Origin of the sequence: Weizmannia sp. WK01 (assembly GCF_025905465.1) — a bacterium.
GTDB classification, from domain to species: domain Bacteria; phylum Bacillota; class Bacilli; order Bacillales; family Bacillaceae_C; genus Weizmannia; species Weizmannia faecalis.
Genome location: NZ_CP109616.1, coordinates 2126261 through 2140852 on the forward strand (window position 1 = coordinate 2126261; position 14592 = coordinate 2140852).

Annotated in this window: 17 protein-coding genes; 2 read left to right on the plus strand and 15 right to left on the minus strand. The window is 47.3% G+C overall.

Annotated features, from left to right (window positions below; all coding sequences use genetic code 11):
• Positions 1–276: 276 nt before the first annotated feature.
• From OF158_RS10140 to rpsU, 13 genes are all read right to left on the minus strand, one after another.
• Entirely contained in the window at positions 277–1077 is an 801-nt protein-coding gene (locus OF158_RS10140; RefSeq protein WP_014097989.1) for a pyruvate, water dikinase regulatory protein, read from the minus strand.
• Between the two features lie 17 nt (positions 1078–1094).
• Positions 1095–1736, minus strand: a complete 642-nt coding sequence (locus tag OF158_RS10145; RefSeq protein ID WP_014097988.1) for a transcriptional regulator CcpN — start codon at positions 1734–1736, stop codon at positions 1095–1097.
• A 236-nt stretch (positions 1737–1972) separates the two neighbouring features.
• A complete protein-coding gene (gene recO, locus OF158_RS10150) occupies positions 1973–2740 on the minus strand; it encodes a DNA repair protein RecO (RefSeq protein ID WP_014097987.1) in 768 nt (255 codons plus the stop codon).
• A gap of 39 nt (positions 2741–2779) precedes the next feature.
• Complete coding sequence (locus OF158_RS10155) at positions 2780–2923, minus strand: YqzL family protein (RefSeq protein ID WP_014097986.1); 144 nt, start codon at positions 2921–2923, stop codon at positions 2780–2782.
• Between the two features lie 118 nt (positions 2924–3041).
• Complete coding sequence (gene era, locus OF158_RS10160) at positions 3042–3950, minus strand: GTPase Era (RefSeq protein ID WP_014097985.1); 909 nt, start codon at positions 3948–3950, stop codon at positions 3042–3044.
• 495 nt (positions 3951–4445) lie between these two features.
• Positions 4446–4841 carry a diacylglycerol kinase family protein gene (locus tag OF158_RS10165; protein WP_014097984.1) on the minus strand — a complete coding sequence of 132 codons (396 nt, stop codon included), beginning with the start codon at positions 4839–4841 and terminating at the stop codon, positions 4446–4448.
• Positions 4825–5295: an rRNA maturation RNase YbeY gene (gene ybeY / locus OF158_RS10170; RefSeq protein WP_014097983.1), complete on the minus strand. Its 471-nt coding sequence runs from the start codon at positions 5293–5295 to the stop codon at positions 4825–4827. Before ybeY ends, OF158_RS10165 begins: the two co-directional genes overlap by 17 nt.
• 34 nt (positions 5296–5329) lie before the next feature.
• Positions 5330–7426 (minus strand): HD family phosphohydrolase, encoded by a 2097-nt coding sequence (locus OF158_RS10175; RefSeq protein WP_014097982.1) that lies wholly within the window; start codon positions 7424–7426, stop codon positions 5330–5332.
• Positions 7427–7562: 136 nt separating this feature from the next.
• The gene (locus tag OF158_RS10180; protein WP_026683228.1) at positions 7563–8516 is read right to left on the minus strand and encodes a PhoH family protein; all 954 of its coding nucleotides are present in this window, start codon (positions 8514–8516) and stop codon (positions 7563–7565) included.
• Positions 8513–9706 carry a sporulation protein YqfD gene (gene yqfD, locus OF158_RS10185; RefSeq protein WP_014097980.1) on the minus strand — a complete coding sequence of 398 codons (1194 nt, stop codon included), beginning with the start codon at positions 9704–9706 and terminating at the stop codon, positions 8513–8515. The genes OF158_RS10180 and yqfD overlap by 4 nt, the downstream gene beginning before the upstream one ends.
• 12 nt (positions 9707–9718) lie before the next feature.
• A complete protein-coding gene (yqfC, locus tag OF158_RS10190; RefSeq protein ID WP_013859690.1) occupies positions 9719–10003 on the minus strand; it encodes a sporulation protein YqfC in 285 nt (94 codons plus the stop codon).
• 192 nt (positions 10004–10195) lie between these two features.
• Positions 10196–10642, minus strand: a complete 447-nt coding sequence (locus OF158_RS10195; protein WP_026104524.1) for a GatB/YqeY domain-containing protein — start codon at positions 10640–10642, stop codon at positions 10196–10198.
• A gap of 14 nt (positions 10643–10656) precedes the next feature.
• Entirely contained in the window at positions 10657–10842 is a 186-nt protein-coding gene (rpsU, locus tag OF158_RS10200) for a 30S ribosomal protein S21 (protein WP_014097977.1), read from the minus strand.
• 200 nt (positions 10843–11042) lie between these two features.
• Here rpsU and OF158_RS10205 point away from each other — a divergent pair, with 200 nt between their 5' ends.
• A complete protein-coding gene (locus OF158_RS10205) occupies positions 11043–11327 on the plus strand; it encodes an acylphosphatase (RefSeq protein ID WP_014097976.1) in 285 nt (94 codons plus the stop codon).
• A gap of 66 nt (positions 11328–11393) precedes the next feature.
• A complete protein-coding gene (locus OF158_RS10210) occupies positions 11394–12317 on the plus strand; it encodes a Na/Pi symporter (RefSeq protein WP_017550559.1) in 924 nt (307 codons plus the stop codon).
• Positions 12318–12476: 159 nt separating this feature from the next.
• On the opposite strand, the gene mtaB is transcribed toward OF158_RS10210, so the two are convergent.
• Entirely contained in the window at positions 12477–13829 is a 1353-nt protein-coding gene (gene mtaB / locus OF158_RS10215) for a tRNA (N(6)-L-threonylcarbamoyladenosine(37)-C(2))-methylthiotransferase MtaB (protein WP_035184575.1), read from the minus strand.
• Positions 13830–13834: 5 nt separating this feature from the next.
• Entirely contained in the window at positions 13835–14587 is a 753-nt protein-coding gene (locus OF158_RS10220; protein WP_017550561.1) for a 16S rRNA (uracil(1498)-N(3))-methyltransferase, read from the minus strand.
• Positions 14588–14592 lie beyond the last annotated feature (5 nt).

The window sequence follows — 14592 nt, forward strand, 5'->3', positions numbered from 1 at the left end:
ATTTACTCATAAATAGTTTATTCCTTAAAAGCTTACTCTAAACCCGTATCATACATTTTTATCACAATTTTTTATTATAGTACACTTGCTCCATTTTGACTATAAATAAATACTGAAAAACAGAAAAAAATATGCCTCGTTTTTTTCAAAAGAAAAATTTTAAAAAAACGGGTGGAAGCAAAGACCGTTTCAGCCTGCTTCCCCCGTTTCAATTGGATTTATTTTCATCCGGCCGATGCCGCAAAAAGGCATGCGCTTCTCGAACCTTGACCGCTTTTACTTTCTCATTTCATCCATAATAATATTTGCCGTTTCTTCGACCGCTTTGTTGGTGACATCGATCACTTTGCAGCCAAGCCGCTCCGCTACCTGATTAAAATAATCCAGTTCGTATTTGATGCGTTCAATGGTCGCATAACTTGCCGAACCATCAAGCCCGAGTGTTTTCAGCCGTTCTTTCCGGATATGATTTAATGTATCAGGATCAATTTTTAAACCGATACATTTTTTGGAAGGAATACGAAAAAGTTCTTCCGGCGGATCCACTTCCGGCACAATCGGCACATTCGCAACTTTATAGCGGTGATGCGCCAGGTATTGTGAAAGCGGCGTTTTGGACGTACGGGAAACACCGATGAGGACAATATCCGCCCGGACAATGCCGCGCGGATCCCGGCCGTCATCATATTTCACCGCAAATTCGATCGCTTCCACCTTTTTAAAATAAGCTTCGTCCAATTTTCTGACGAGCCCCGGTTCATAGAGCGGCTTGGATTCATACAATTCGAGCAGCCGGTCCATGAGAGGTCCCATTAAATCGACAGCAGCAAGGCCGTGTTTTACGGCTTGGTCGTTCATGTATTTCCGCATTTCCGGCTTCACAAGCGTATAGACGATCATGCCGAAATTCATGGATGCAAGCGAAACCACTTCATCAATATGGATCGTATCTTCCACATACGGGAAGCGTTTTAATTCTGCGTCCTGGTTTTCAAACTGGCTGATGGCCGCCTTTGTGACGAGCTCCGCCGTCTCTCCGACCGAGTCTGAAACAATATAAATATGGGGTTTTGCCAAAAATGATCACTTCCTTTTTAATCGCCGTCTGCAAGTTCAACGAACGCTTTCGTGATATTCGTTTTCGTTATCCGCCCGGTCACTTCAAGCCCGCTTTCTGTTTCTTTCACAACGGGCACCGAGTCAATTTGTTTTTCAATCAGTTTTTTTGCCACATCAATCAGAAGATCATCTTTTTTACAGCAGGTAATATTCGGCATTCTTGTCATAATGATATGCACCGGCAATGCCGATAGGTCTTTGTTTCCAAGGCTTGCCCGCAACAAATCTTTTCGCGACAAAACACCGATCAGATGGGATGCATTGTCGACGACATAAAGCGTGCCGACATCTTCAAGAAAAACCGTTACGATGGCATCGTACACGGACATATTCTCGTTCACCACGACCGGCAAAGACTGATAATCTTTTACGTAAATATGTTTTAAATTTTCCGTAAGAAGCTGCGTGCTCGTTTTTCCGGTATAAAAATAGCCGACGCGCGGGCGTGCATCCAAGTAACCTGCCATTGTTAAAATGGCAAGATCCGGCCGGAGTGTTGCCCTCGTTAAATTCAGCTTTTCGGCGATGTGCTCGCCTGTAATCGGCCCGTTCGTTTTGACGATCTCGAGAATCTGTTCTTGCCTTTTCGTTAATTCGATCGTAATCACCGCCTTCATTCACACAACCATGCAAGACAATAGTATAACACATTTACGGAAATCTGTCCTTATCTGCCACTATGATACATAAAAATGCCATTGATATTTTGGAAGACAGCTGCGTATACTCAGATAGCGGGTCATGATTTTTCGGCCGGGCAAAAACAGTTAAAGCAGAACCGCGGGCCGTGCGATGCATCATCCGGCCCCGGGCAGCAAGGAAAGTCCCCCTTTTTCTTCGATAGGGGGATGTCTTATGCATTGTCCGGCCCGAGCCTTTTTTCGAGCGACTCTATCTGGCTAAGAAACCGGCCGGCTTTCAGTTGCAGGCCGGTATATTCATCATAGTACATGGAAATCGCCGTTCTCAGCTCTTTTTTTGTCGAGTCTTTAACAGAAATGCTGCCGAGCCGGTTGATGTCCAGAAAATAAAAAAGCCGGAGCAGGCGGATCGCAGGCTGTGACAACGGGAGCCGGTACGGGTCGCGCGCAAAACAGCGGGGGCAAAGAAGGCCGTTTTCCCGGATGGAAAAAGCAAAGGGCCCTTCCGTGTTGCCGCATACCGCACATTTGTCCATCACCGGGTACATACCGAGTACATTCAGCATCTTCATTTCAAAGATGTCCCTGATAATTTCCGGGTCATAGCCTTCATCGATATATTCGAGCGTCCGGAGCAAAAGCTCAAATAAAGACGGATTCTTTTTTTTATCTTCGACCGCCCGGCCCAAAAGTTCCACCACATAGGCAGCATACGCCGTTTTGAAAATATCTTCGCGGATATGGCGCATCGGTGAAACGGTCTCTCCCTGTTGGAGGGTGGCAAGACCGCGCGACGGCTGAAAAAGGAAATTCCCATATGTAAAAACCTGGGAAACCGCCGCCAGTCGGCTGTTCGGCTTTTTGGCTCCGCGCGCCATAAAGCCTAGCTTCCCAAATTCTTTTGTGTAAATATGCAGGATTTTATTGGATTCGCCGTAGTCTGTATTTTTAATGACGATCCCTTCACATTTTTCAAACAACCTCTCCACCTCTTGCCCGACAGGCAGTACGGCTTATCCTTAAGTAATGGAAAAATCCGCATCTGCCGGATCTTCTTCACGTTCATACCGGTCTTGACGCCGGTCCCTTTCCAGTTCCTTAAAAAGCAGGTACGTATCAATATTGCCGGTATCCGCAAAGACTTTCCAGGTAAATTCTAACATATTCACCACGCCTTTCATGTTGTAGGTCATGAAATTTCTTTAAAAGCCTTTTATAGCTTCACCAGGGGACACGCAAACATTCGGGGTAAAAATTTACAACCAGAAGCGGGCGCCAAAATCAATATTCGTCTTCCCGGAAACCGAAATCGCGCAGCTGGCTGATTTTATTCCGCCAATCTTTCTGCACTTTTACCCATAATTCCAAATAAACTTGCGACCCAAGCAAATTTTCGATATCAGCCCTTGCTCTTTTGCCAATCTCTTTCAGCATGCTTCCCTGCCTGCCGATGATAATCCCTTTTTGGGACGGCCGTTCGACAACGATCGTCGCCATCACGTGAATGACATCCTTGTTCTCTTCCCGCTCCATTTTTTCAATAACAACCGCAATCGAATGCGGCACTTCTTCTCTTGTAAGCTGCAGCGCTTTTTCGCGGATCAGTTCCGAAATGATAAAGCGTTCCGGATGGTCTGTCACCTGGTCTGCCGGATAATACTGCGGCCCTTCCGGCAAATATGCCTTGATGGTATCGAGCAGCCGGCTGACGTTGTTTCCTCCGAGTGCGGAAATCGGGACCACTTCACGGAACGGGTATAAATCTTTGTACTGTTCTATGAAGGCAAGCAAATCATCCGGATGAACGAGGTCAATTTTGTTGATGACCAAAAAAACAGGCGTGCGCACGTGTTTAAGCAGTTCGATAATGTACTCGTCCCCGCGGCCGCGTTTTTCTTCCGCATTGACCATAAATAGAATCAGGTCCACTTCTTTTAATGTATCCGTGGCTGATTTTACCATGAAATCGCCCAGCTTATGCTTCGGTTTATGGATGCCGGGTGTATCGATAAAAATCATCTGTGCGTCATCAGCTGTGTAAACGCCCTGTATCTTATTCCGTGTTGTCTGCGGCTTATCGCTCATGATGGCGATTTTTTGCCCGACCACCTGGTTGATGAAAGTGGACTTCCCGACATTCGGGCGTCCAATGATAGAAATAAAGCCTGATTTATATGTTGGTTGTTCCATGCAAATCCTCCGTTGAATAAGTGCCCGAAAGCAGCTTTACCATTGTTTCCATATCTTTTCCCCTTACCTGTATTTTACTACAAATAGACCCGAAAGTTAAAATGTATTTTTCATCACTTTTGAATATTTTAAAAGTTCGTGAAAATATTGTCGACTCGTGGTGAATTTACACTGATTTTAGCGTCACTTAGTATGCCATGGCCGTTTTCAAGTAGTGTGATTACCTTTATTTTAGCGCAACGGCCTGTGCCTTTCAAATTGCGGCATATCCATGGGAAGACCTCTCTCTTGATGTTCATTTAACGGTGTACATTTAGATAATAGAGTGTCTCCCCATTTTTTCCACTCATCTGCCCTTCGAGTAAAATTTTACACATACCAGATCTCGTATGCCGTTTCTGTACGACAGTCCGGCTGAAGCAGGGCATCTGCTTTTTTACGCCGAAATCGCGCAGGTAAGGACATTTGGGGGAGGGCCATAAAAAAGAAGCCGCATTAAAAAGCCGCTCCCTGGAATACATGCCATAATTTTGGAAGAAATACGATGCAGCCGATAATGGCCGCAAGCACGGCCCACATCAGGACTGCTGCCGCCGCTGCGTCTTTCGCAAGCTTGGCAAGCGGGTGGTATTTCTGCCCGACAGTCAGGTCAACCGCCCGCTCAATTGCTGTGTTCATCAGCTCCATTGCGATCACGCCGAAAATGGAAATTAAAATGGCGATCCATTCTGTTTTGGAAAGGGAGAAGAAAAAGCCGAGCAAACAAGCGCAAAACGCCGCCAGAAGATGAAAACGGAAATTCCGTTCCTGCCGGATGGTTGCAAACAGTCCTTCCACAGCCGGCCGGAAAGGGGTGCGGTATTTCGGGATTTTTTTATCGTTTAAGTCCATAGCGATCGAGGATCTCGTTTTGGCGCCCGAACATTTCCGTTTCATCTTCTTTTGTCATATGGTCATAGCCGAGCAGGTGAAGAAATCCGTGAACCGCCAAAAAGCCGAGTTCCCTTTCAAACGAGTGCCCGTACTCTTCGGCCTGCTCCCTTGCCCGCGGCACGGAAATAATGATATCCCCGAGTACGCGCGGTATTTCTGCACCAGTAATTTCGATCTCCCCTTCCCCCATTTCTTCAAGCGCGAACGAAATGACATCGGTCGGCTGGTCTTTGCCGCGGTAATCGCGGTTGATTTCGCGGATCCCTTCATTATCCGTAAACGTTACCGACAACTCGGTGCCGTCCTCCACCCCTTCCTGACGGGCAGCATAATCGAGCAATGTCCGGACAAGCTCGAGATGCTCCGCTTCAAGCTCATTTGTTTCATCCATCATATCGAGTGATAATGTCATGTCAGCCATCCTTTTTCTTATTTTTACGGGATCCTTATTTCGGATACTGGATCCTTGAATGAAAGATGCCGTTAAGCGTCTCGCAAAGCGTGCGTTTAACGGTCTCCAGTTCTTTCAAAGTAATGTCACATTCATTAAATTGCCCATCCATGATCCGCCCTTGCACAATATTGCCGACTAAATTTTGAATATCATCGGGCGTCGGATGGTTCATGGACCGGACAGCCGCTTCCACGCTGTCCGCAATATTGATGACAGCCGCTTCTTTCGTCTGCGGCTTTGGACCTGGGTAACGGAACGCTTCTTCTTTTACATCCGGGTTTTGCGCTTTTGCCTTATGGTAAAAATACTGCAGCAAAGTCGTGCCGTGATGTTGTTCGGCAATATCCGAAAAGGCTTTCGGCAGCTTATATTTTTTCAATGTTTCCGACCCGTCTTTCGCATGGGCAATAATAATGTCCCTGCTTGTTTCAGGCGAAAGGCGGTCATGCGGATTCGGGACGTTCAGCTGGTTTTCGATAAAAAATGCGGGCCGTTTTGTTTTCCCGATATCATGATAATAACTGCCGACCCTGGCAAGGAGGCCGTTCGCCCCGATCGCTTCACAAGCCGCTTCGGCAAGATTGGCAACCATCAGGCTATGGTGATACGTGCCCGGTGCTTCCGTTAAAATCTTTTTCAAAAGCGGGTGGTTCGGATTGGACAGCTCCACAAGGCGGATCGGCGACAAAATGCCGAACGCTGCTTCAAAAAACGGCTGCAGCCCCATCACGAACACAGCGGACAAAATGCCGGAAAGAAACGCAAATAAAAGGGTATATAAAAAGTCCGCTTTTACGATTTGGCCGGCATTCAAAAAATAGATGACACAGACGGCAAGCACATTCAATAGCGCTGCAAAAATCCCGGTTTGAAACAACCGGGTGCGCTCCGGCCGTTTCGGTAAAAGCAAAATGCCCCCTGTCCCTGTAATAAGCGCGTATACAACCATCTCGGCGTTAAATGTATCTGCAATGTCGCCATGAAATTCGATGCTCGCACAAGCGGCAAGCAGGGCTGAAAGCAAAAATGCGGAACGGTCCCTGAGCAAAATCCGAGCGAGCAGCGGCGCCATTGCGGCCGGATAAGCGTATTCGATACCCGGAATCTCAAGATGGGTTAAAATACCCGCCAGCTTCATCAATGCCAGGGCGATGACAAGAATCAGCCCGGCCATGACAAGCCGGTTTTGCTTTTCTTCTTCCGTTGCGCGCATCCGGCTCGTATAGAGGTACAAAACGCCAGATGCAAAAAAGGCAAATAAAGCCAATCCGATATACGGCTTAACCGATCCGCTGCTTTTTAACAGCCCGAGCAGCTGGAGTTCGCGGTAAGTTTCCCGGTCGATCAGATGCCCTTCCTGGACGATAACCTGTCCCTGCAGGATTTTCACCGGTTCAACGTTATCCCTCGCCTGCTGCCTTCTTTTTTCCGTCAGCTTTGCATCGTACACATAATTGGGCACGATCGCATATTGACCAAGCTCGGACGCAGCATTCCGGATACCCGCTTTTAACCCCGACCTTTCGATTTGCGAGGCCACCCGGCTTTTGGCTTCAGCCGCATTGTTTTCTGTCACTTTTTGGCTAAGTGCCTCATTGACATTTGTTTCGACAATGTTTCTTGCCGCTTTCAATTCATCCGGGGTAGCGGACAAAAGCGCGCGAAAACTTGTGTCGGAAATCGAACCGGTCACATTGCCGGACACATTTTCAGACAATATTTCCTTCAATTTTGCCAGCTTCTCTTCCTGCAGCCCGCTGCTGTTTTTTCCGCCGTGTTTTTTATTTTTATATTCCGCGTTCACTTCTTCTGCAACGTCAAAAATCGAATCCATCAGCGAAACCCGGTTTTGTGCCAGGCCGCTGTCAAACGTATAGACTTTCGCAACACTGGCGGCCGCCAGCTGTTTTTCTTCTTTTGTTTTTTCATCATCGACGATCGTTTTTGGAGAACGGATCGTATTGTTCGCAACTGAAAATAACTTAATATCATACGTCTGTGGCCTGATGTTCGGATAAAAAATGCCGAATAAAATAAGGGCCAGTAAAAACAGGATCACGAATGTAAACCATTTAAAGCTTAACATCATCCGCAACCTGCCCATTTGCCCGGGAATTTTCATTTGCTTTTCGTACACCGCCTTTTGCAATCGCTCTTAACGGTACCATCATATCAGTTTTCCGGCAAAAATGCATGGCAAAACAACCCGGGTGCCACAGCCCGGGTTATGCGTTTTGATAAGCTTCGATAATTTTCGCAACAAGCGGGTGGCGAACGACATCACTTTCTTCCAGATAGACGAATGAAATGCCGCGGACTTTCTCCAGCACTCTTTCAGCCGTCAAAAGGCCGGATTCCGCGCCTTTTGGCAGGTCAATCTGCGTTCTGTCCCCTGTAATCACCATTTTAGAGTGAAAACCGAGGCGCGTTAGAAACATTTTCATTTGTGCCTGTGTCGTATTCTGCGCTTCATCGAGAATGACGAACGCATCATCAAGCGTGCGCCCGCGCATATAGGCAAGCGGGGCAATTTCGATTGTTTCCCTTTCAATCAGGCGCTGTGTATGCTCCGCGCCGAGCACATCGTTTAATGCATCATAGAGCGGGCGCAAATACGGATCGACTTTTTCCTTCAAATCCCCCGGCAAAAACCCGAGGCTTTCCCCCGCTTCAACAGCTGGGCGGGTTAAAATAATCCGTTTTACCTCGCCGCTTTTTAAAGCATTCACCGCCATGACAACAGCCAAATACGTTTTCCCCGTTCCGGCCGGGCCGATGCCGAACACAAGGTCATGATGGCGGATTGCCTGGATATAGTCGCGCTGCCCGAATGTCTTGATCCGGATCGCTTTCCCTTTCGCATTCCGGGCAATTTCTTCTTCGTACAGGCTTGCCAAATATTCAAGATGGCCCTTTTTTTCCATTTCGACAGCGTAAAGCACATCGCGCCCGCTGATCGGGATGCCTTTTTTAATCAAACCAAGCAGTTCGGACATGACGGCGATCACCCTTTGTGCCGCATCTTCTTTGCCGCTTGCCTGGATCGTTTCGCCGCGGGTGAGGATGTGGACCCCGTAGGCATCCTCAAGCATTTTCAAATGATGGTCGGAAATGCCGAATAAAAGCACTGCTTCGTTTGTATTCTCCAATTGAAGTTTTGCCGTACTTTCTTCTGTCATTCTAAGTCTCCTTGAGCAATTGGTTTTGCGATTGCGATATTTTCTACTACTTCATAATAAATCATCATTTTTAATGTACCATTGCGGACATGTTCTTGCAAAACATATTCATCCGTAACGGTTGCTTCTTTTGGCAGTTTTTTGTGCAAATCCTGCCTTGCTAATTTTTTTGCTTCTGCTTCGGCCTCTTTTTTGGTATAATTTCTGTCCCGCTCTTCTTTCTCACGGACCGTTTCCCTGATAAAGCGGATCGGCAATGTCCATTTTAAAAACTTGACTTTTTCTGCTTCTTCCGATGTCCGGTACTGTTTAAAACGGGGGTTCCGGAAGCCCCATACGTGCAGCTTCATCGACCCGATTCCAATATAATATTTTTGGGCTGCATTGCCGGTGTAGACTTGAAAACGAGAGGAAAGCGGAAGTTCAACCGCCGTTTTATACCACGTTTTTCCGTATACTTTCCCTTTGGCTGCCACAGGGTATTTTTCTTTATCATTCCCAATGACACCGGAAACAAGCAGCTGGCCTTTTTTCACATACTGGTTAATTTTTACAACCGGCTTACCTTTTTCAACAAACATATTTTCCACCACTGCTTTCTGTGAAGCGACAAGATGCTGTGGGCCCGGATGTTTCACCGGTTCCGGCATGTTTTTCTCCACAACGGTAAAATGATAGGTTGTCCCGCGCAGCTCCACGCCGACCCATGTCACGTCCGGAAGATTGTTTGTCAGCTTGCGCTGGATGGTTTCAATATCATCGAGAAAAAACTGTGAATGCCCTGTTTGAATACCCAGTTTGTCCAATTGTTTGCGGATTTCGTGCTCGGTTTTTGGTGTTGCACCTTTGATCTCCACGCCCCAAACCATGTTGGAAAGCACCGTGATCACGGCAAGAAAGAGAAAAAAACCGAACAGGAATCCGGCGTTTTTCAGCGTCCTTTTCCATAAAAAAGGAACGCCGCGCCCCCTTAAAAAGCGGACATGCAAATCTTGTCCCCTTACTGCTTTTCTGAGCTGGTGAATGTCTGAAAGGCGCAATTCGAACGTGACGGCCATAGTGCCCTGCCGCCTGACATTCCAAACAGCGAGGCCGGCCCTTGTCAGCTGGTTGATAAAACGTTCGATCCCTTTTCCCTCAATTTTTACAGCCACCGACCCCTGTAAAAAAGTTACCCAATGATTTTTCAACCATAGCCACCCCTATCCGTTCAAATACAACACTTCATCTATTTTGCCTTCCAGTAAAATTTCTTCGGGCAAGATCGTTTTGATGACAAAAGACCGGCCTTTGATTAACAGCTGCCCGTTTTTTAAAAGCAGCCGGACTTCTTTATCGGAAAAAGTCAAAAGGCCGCGGTGGTTCTCAACATAAATATGGATTTGGCCGATCATCGTGATTCTCGGAAGGTCCATCATGACATCCTGCGGAAGGTCCATTTTTTGTGACATCCAGTTTTGCAAATGCTGCCGCCATTTTTTTGCCATAAAAAGAACCCCCTTTCATCTCATATTTATGAAACAAAAAAGGGGTTCATCACTTTATTTGCAGTTTTTTTGTCCGAAACGTCCGGGGCCGTTTGGAAACCCGCGTTTCCTGCTCAAGGATACGGCAAAGAGGCGCAAAAAACATAGCGAAAAGCCGGAAATCATAATGATTTCCGGCTTATATGAGAAAGGTCAGGATAATTGCTGCTGCACAATATTTCTCACAACCGTACCGTCAGCTCTGCCTTTTACTTTTGGCATGACGGCTCCCATGACTTTTCCGAAATCAGCTTTTGACCCGGCATGCACTTCTTCAATGGTCTGCCGGACAATTTCACGCACTTCGTCTTCAGAAAGCTGCTCCGGCAAATATGCGTTCACATATGCCAATTCGTTTTGGACTTTTTCAACAAGGTCACTGCGACCTGCATTTTTAAATTCTTGGAGGGAGTCTTTCCGTTGCTTTACTTCGCGAGAAAGGACTGTTAACTCTTCATCATTCGTCAAACCGTCTTTTCCGAGCCTGATCGCTTCGTTTTGAACAGCTGCCTTAAGCATACGAATTACGGAGAGTCTTTCTTTATCTTTGTTCTTCATCGCTTGCTTCATATCGCTATTTAAACGCTCGAGAAGACTCATCATTCCACCCTCTCTTACCACTTACGTTTTTTAGCAGCTTTTCTAGCAGCTTCTGATTTCTTTTTGCGTCTTACGCTTGGTTTTTCATAAAATTCGCGCTTTCTATATTCCTGTAAAGTTCCGGTTTTCGAAACAGTACGTTTAAAGCGGCGAAGCGCATCATCAAGCGACTCGTTTTTTCGAACGACAGTTTTAGACATTTCTTTCCCTCCCTCCGAACACAAACGGTTACATGTCAGGTTGAGCAACCCGTGCACTTTATTATTATATAATATCCTCCATAACCGGTCAACATTTGCGCCTTGTCTTTCGTGATTTGGCTTTTGCTTATTTGCCCCGCCTGTTCCTCCTTTTGGTATAATAGAGATCAAAGATGGATGGATACGATTGGAGGGAGACGATGAATCAACAGGAGACGCTACATATCATTGTTTCAGGAAGGGTGCAGGGCGTCGGCTTCCGCTACCAAACCCAATTTTTGGCAAAACAATACAATATATGCGGGTGGGTCCGCAACAAAGACGATGGCACTGTCGAAGTGATGGCGCAAGGCGAGAAAAAAGAGATGGAACAATTTATCCGCGGGCTGAAAAAAGGGCCGTCGCGCTTTGCAAAAGTAACCGGAATGGATATTGACTATTTACAGCAACAAGAACAGTACCGTGATTTTCGTGTGTTGTATTAAATGAATTCCCAAATAAAAAGGCATGTTCCTTCTCCCCTTTCCATATGATCATACGGGGGGAAGGACATGCTTTATTTACTTTCATTTCTTTTGTTAACGGTGACGTTTTTATTCGGCATTCACCGGCTGCGGACCGGGCTGTTTGCCTTATCCGGCGGCCATGCCGGAAACATGCTGAAAAAACTGGCAGGCCGGCCGCTGTCCGCGATGCTGTTCGGGATGGTTTTGACGGCGCTTTTACAAAGCAGCTCCGCCGTGATGGTCATCACTGTCGGGCTCGTTTCTGCCGGAATGCTGACGTTTTCGCAATCGATCGGAATCATTTTGGGCACGAATATTGGCACGACTTTCACACTTGAATTGCTGACATTTGACTTCTCCTCTTTGAGCCTGCCTTTTTTGGGGGCAGGGGCAGTTTTCTATTTTTTCGGAAAAGGCCGCGTCAAAAGCGCCGGGATGATTCTGTTCGGCCTCTCGCTTGTGTTCGGGGCGATGCGCGGATTTGAGCAGCTTGCCGTGCCGGTATCAAAAACCGCTTTTGTCCAGCATTTGTTTACCGTTTTAAATACCCACCTCTTGTCCGCTTTCTTACTCGGAATCTTGCTTTCTGCAGCGATCCAGTCTAGCACCGTGACGATCGGGATGGCGATGGGTTTTCTTGCAGCCGGGGTATTCCCGCTTGAAACCGGGATTAGCATCATGCTCGGGGCCAATATTGGGACATGTATCACCGGTCTTCTGGCAAGCATCGGGGCCGGAGAGGAAGCAAGGCTGACGGCATTTACCCATGTCTGGCTGAATGCCGGAGGGGCGCTTGTGTTTTTGCCTTTCCTCCATGTGCTCGCGGACACCTGCCGGATGCTGTCGGCTAATCCGGAACAGCAGCTTGCCCATGCAAGCCTATTGTTTAATCTTCTATCCTCACTGGCTGTTTTGCCCTTTTCCGAAAGATTTGGCCGGTTTATCATCGCTTTTCATGGAAAAAAATAAACAACCGGGCCCAAAGCCCGGTTGTTTTTGCCATATGCTTTAAAGGATGGGCATTTTATCCGAAAGCTGCCCCGGCCTCTTAAACGCCATTCTGTTTGTGGGGGGCTGCCTTTATATCGGGCACGCCTTTTCGGGCAAACAGGCCCATCTTGTTTTTCGTTACATGGCTTCGTTTACGGCCGGCATGACATCGTCCATCACTCTGACGAACTGTGCTTCATTATAAGGATACCCGGCTTTTGTAATTTTCACTTTGACGAGTTTTCCAACCATATCCGGGGTGGCCGGGAAAACGACTTTCAGGTAATTATCTGTATAGCCTTCGTACAGCCCGCTTTCCGGATCTTCTTTGAACGGCTCTTCCGGAATGACTTCAAGCACCTCGTTTTCAAATTGGGATGCATATTCTTTTGCCAGCTGGTCGCTTAATGCAATCATGCGATGGACACGTTCATTTTTGATTTCTTCATCAATCTGGTCCTTCATTCTGGCAGCAGGCGTGCCTGTCCTAGGCGAGTACGGGAAAACATGGAGTTCCGCAAACCGGTGTTCTTTTATGAAATTGTATGTTTCCATAAACTCTTCTTCCGTTTCACCCGGGAAGCCGACGATGACATCAGAAGTCAGTGCAAGATCCGGCAATGCTTCTTTCAATTTGGTAATCCGTTCCGCGAACTGGTCCATCGTATATTTTCGGCGCATTCTTTTCAGCACCGTGTCAGAACCGGACTGGATCGGAACATGCATATGGCGGACAACGACTTTCGAATGTTTAATCACGTCAATCACTTCATCCGTCAGCTGGCTGGCTTCAATGGACGAAATGCGGACGCGTTTCAGCCCCTGCACTTTTTCCTCCAGGTCCTTTAGCAGCATTGCAAGATTGTAATCTTTTAAGTCCTGGCCGTAGCCGCCCGTATGAATGCCGGTTAAAACCAGTTCTTTATAGCCTGCATTGACAAGCTTTTGGGCTTGCGCGATGACCTTTTCGGGATCTCTTGACCGCATCAGGCCGCGTGCCCACGGGATGATGCAAAATGTGCAGAAATTGTTGCAGCCTTCCTGGATTTTCAAGGAAGCCCGGTGCCGGTCGGTAAAATACGGCACTTCCATTTCTTCATACACACGGTTTTTCATAATATTTTTCACAGCATTGACCGGTTTGCGCTCTTTCAGGTACTGTTCAATATACCCAAGCATTTTGGTACGGTCCTGTGTGCCGACAACGACATCGACACCGGGAATTTCGAGGATCTCGCCCGGCGAGGTTTGCGCATAACAGCCGGTCACGCAAACGACGGCGTCCGGGTTTTGTCGGACTGCCCGGCGGATGATCTGACGGCTCTTTTTGTCTCCTGTATTGGTGACCGTACAGGTATTGATCACGTAGACATCGGCATTCGTTTCAAAGTCGGTTCTTTCATAGCCCGCTTTTTTAAACAGCTGCCACATGGCTTCCGTCTCATAATGGTTCACTTTGCATCCTAATGTATGGAATGCTACGGTTGACATCCTCTTCACCTCATTAATTCAAAATGGTAACTTATGGCAGAAAGTACATATAAAGGCGCCGTCTCCGCCCGCAAAATGCGCGGACCTAAGCCGCAGGATACAAATCCGGCTGCTTCAAGCTTTTTGATTTCATCAAGGGACAGGCCCCCTTCCGGCCCGAAAACGGCCAGTACATTGCCGCCTTCCGACATGTTTGACAACATTTCCGCAAACCGGTGCTGTTCCCCTTCTTTTGCATTTTCTTCAAAAGCAACCAGCTTATATTGATATGTATGGCTTTCTTCGATCAGCTGCTGGAAAGAAACAGGGGGGCTGACTTTAGGCAAGTGGCTGCGGTGCGACTGTTCTGCGGCTTCCCGGGCAATCTTTTGCCAGCGTTCGCGTTTTTTTGCTTCTTTCTTTGTGTCCCATTTTACAACGGATCTTTCTGCAAGGAAAGGCAAAAATTGAAAGGCGCCGAGCTCTGTTCCCTTTTGGATGATCCATTCCAGTTTATCCGCTTTCGGGAGTCCGCATGATACCGTCACATGGACCGGAAGCTCTTTTACAGCGGTTTCCCATCCGGTAATCCGGGCCACAACGGCATCACCTGTAATCTCCCCGATTTCACAAATGCACACCTTTTCATCTGAAAATACACCATAGAAGCGGCTTCCGACGGACATTCTCATGACGCGCGCGATATGATGGTAATTTTCGCCACTCAGGCGGATTTCCTGCTCACCGCGATACGGCCGATCCAAAAAATAACGCTGCATGGCCA

What these genes read in the sequence shown, in the direction of transcription:
- OF158_RS10145 (WP_014097988.1), bottom strand. Translation starts at nt 1,736, where the DNA reads ATGAAGGCGGTGATTACGATCGAATTAACGAAAAGGCAAGAACAGATT.
- OF158_RS10155 (WP_014097986.1), bottom strand. Translation starts at nt 2,923, where the DNA reads ATGTTAGAATTTACCTGGAAAGTCTTTGCGGATACCGGCAATATTGAT.
- era (WP_014097985.1), bottom strand. Translation starts at nt 3,950, where the DNA reads ATGGAACAACCAACATATAAATCAGGCTTTATTTCTATCATTGGACGC.
- OF158_RS10165 (WP_014097984.1), bottom strand. Translation starts at nt 4,841, where the DNA reads ATGGACTTAAACGATAAAAAAATCCCGAAATACCGCACCCCTTTCCGG.
- ybeY (WP_014097983.1), bottom strand. Translation starts at nt 5,295, where the DNA reads ATGACATTATCACTCGATATGATGGATGAAACAAATGAGCTTGAAGCG.
- OF158_RS10175 (WP_014097982.1), bottom strand. Translation starts at nt 7,426, where the DNA reads ATGATGTTAAGCTTTAAATGGTTTACATTCGTGATCCTGTTTTTACTG.
- OF158_RS10180 (WP_026683228.1), bottom strand. Translation starts at nt 8,516, where the DNA reads ATGACAGAAGAAAGTACGGCAAAACTTCAATTGGAGAATACAAACGAA.
- yqfC (WP_013859690.1), bottom strand. Translation starts at nt 10,003, where the DNA reads ATGGCAAAAAAATGGCGGCAGCATTTGCAAAACTGGATGTCACAAAAA.
- OF158_RS10195 (WP_026104524.1), bottom strand. Translation starts at nt 10,642, where the DNA reads ATGAGTCTTCTCGAGCGTTTAAATAGCGATATGAAGCAAGCGATGAAG.
- rpsU (WP_014097977.1), bottom strand. Translation starts at nt 10,842, where the DNA reads ATGTCTAAAACTGTCGTTCGAAAAAACGAGTCGCTTGATGATGCGCTT.
- OF158_RS10205 (WP_014097976.1), top strand. Translation starts at nt 11,043, where the DNA reads ATGAATCAACAGGAGACGCTACATATCATTGTTTCAGGAAGGGTGCAG.
- OF158_RS10210 (WP_017550559.1), top strand. Translation starts at nt 11,394, where the DNA reads ATGCTTTATTTACTTTCATTTCTTTTGTTAACGGTGACGTTTTTATTC.
- mtaB (WP_035184575.1), bottom strand. Translation starts at nt 13,829, where the DNA reads ATGTCAACCGTAGCATTCCATACATTAGGATGCAAAGTGAACCATTAT.
- OF158_RS10220 (WP_017550561.1), bottom strand. Translation starts at nt 14,587, where the DNA reads ATGCAGCGTTATTTTTTGGATCGGCCGTATCGCGGTGAGCAGGAAATC.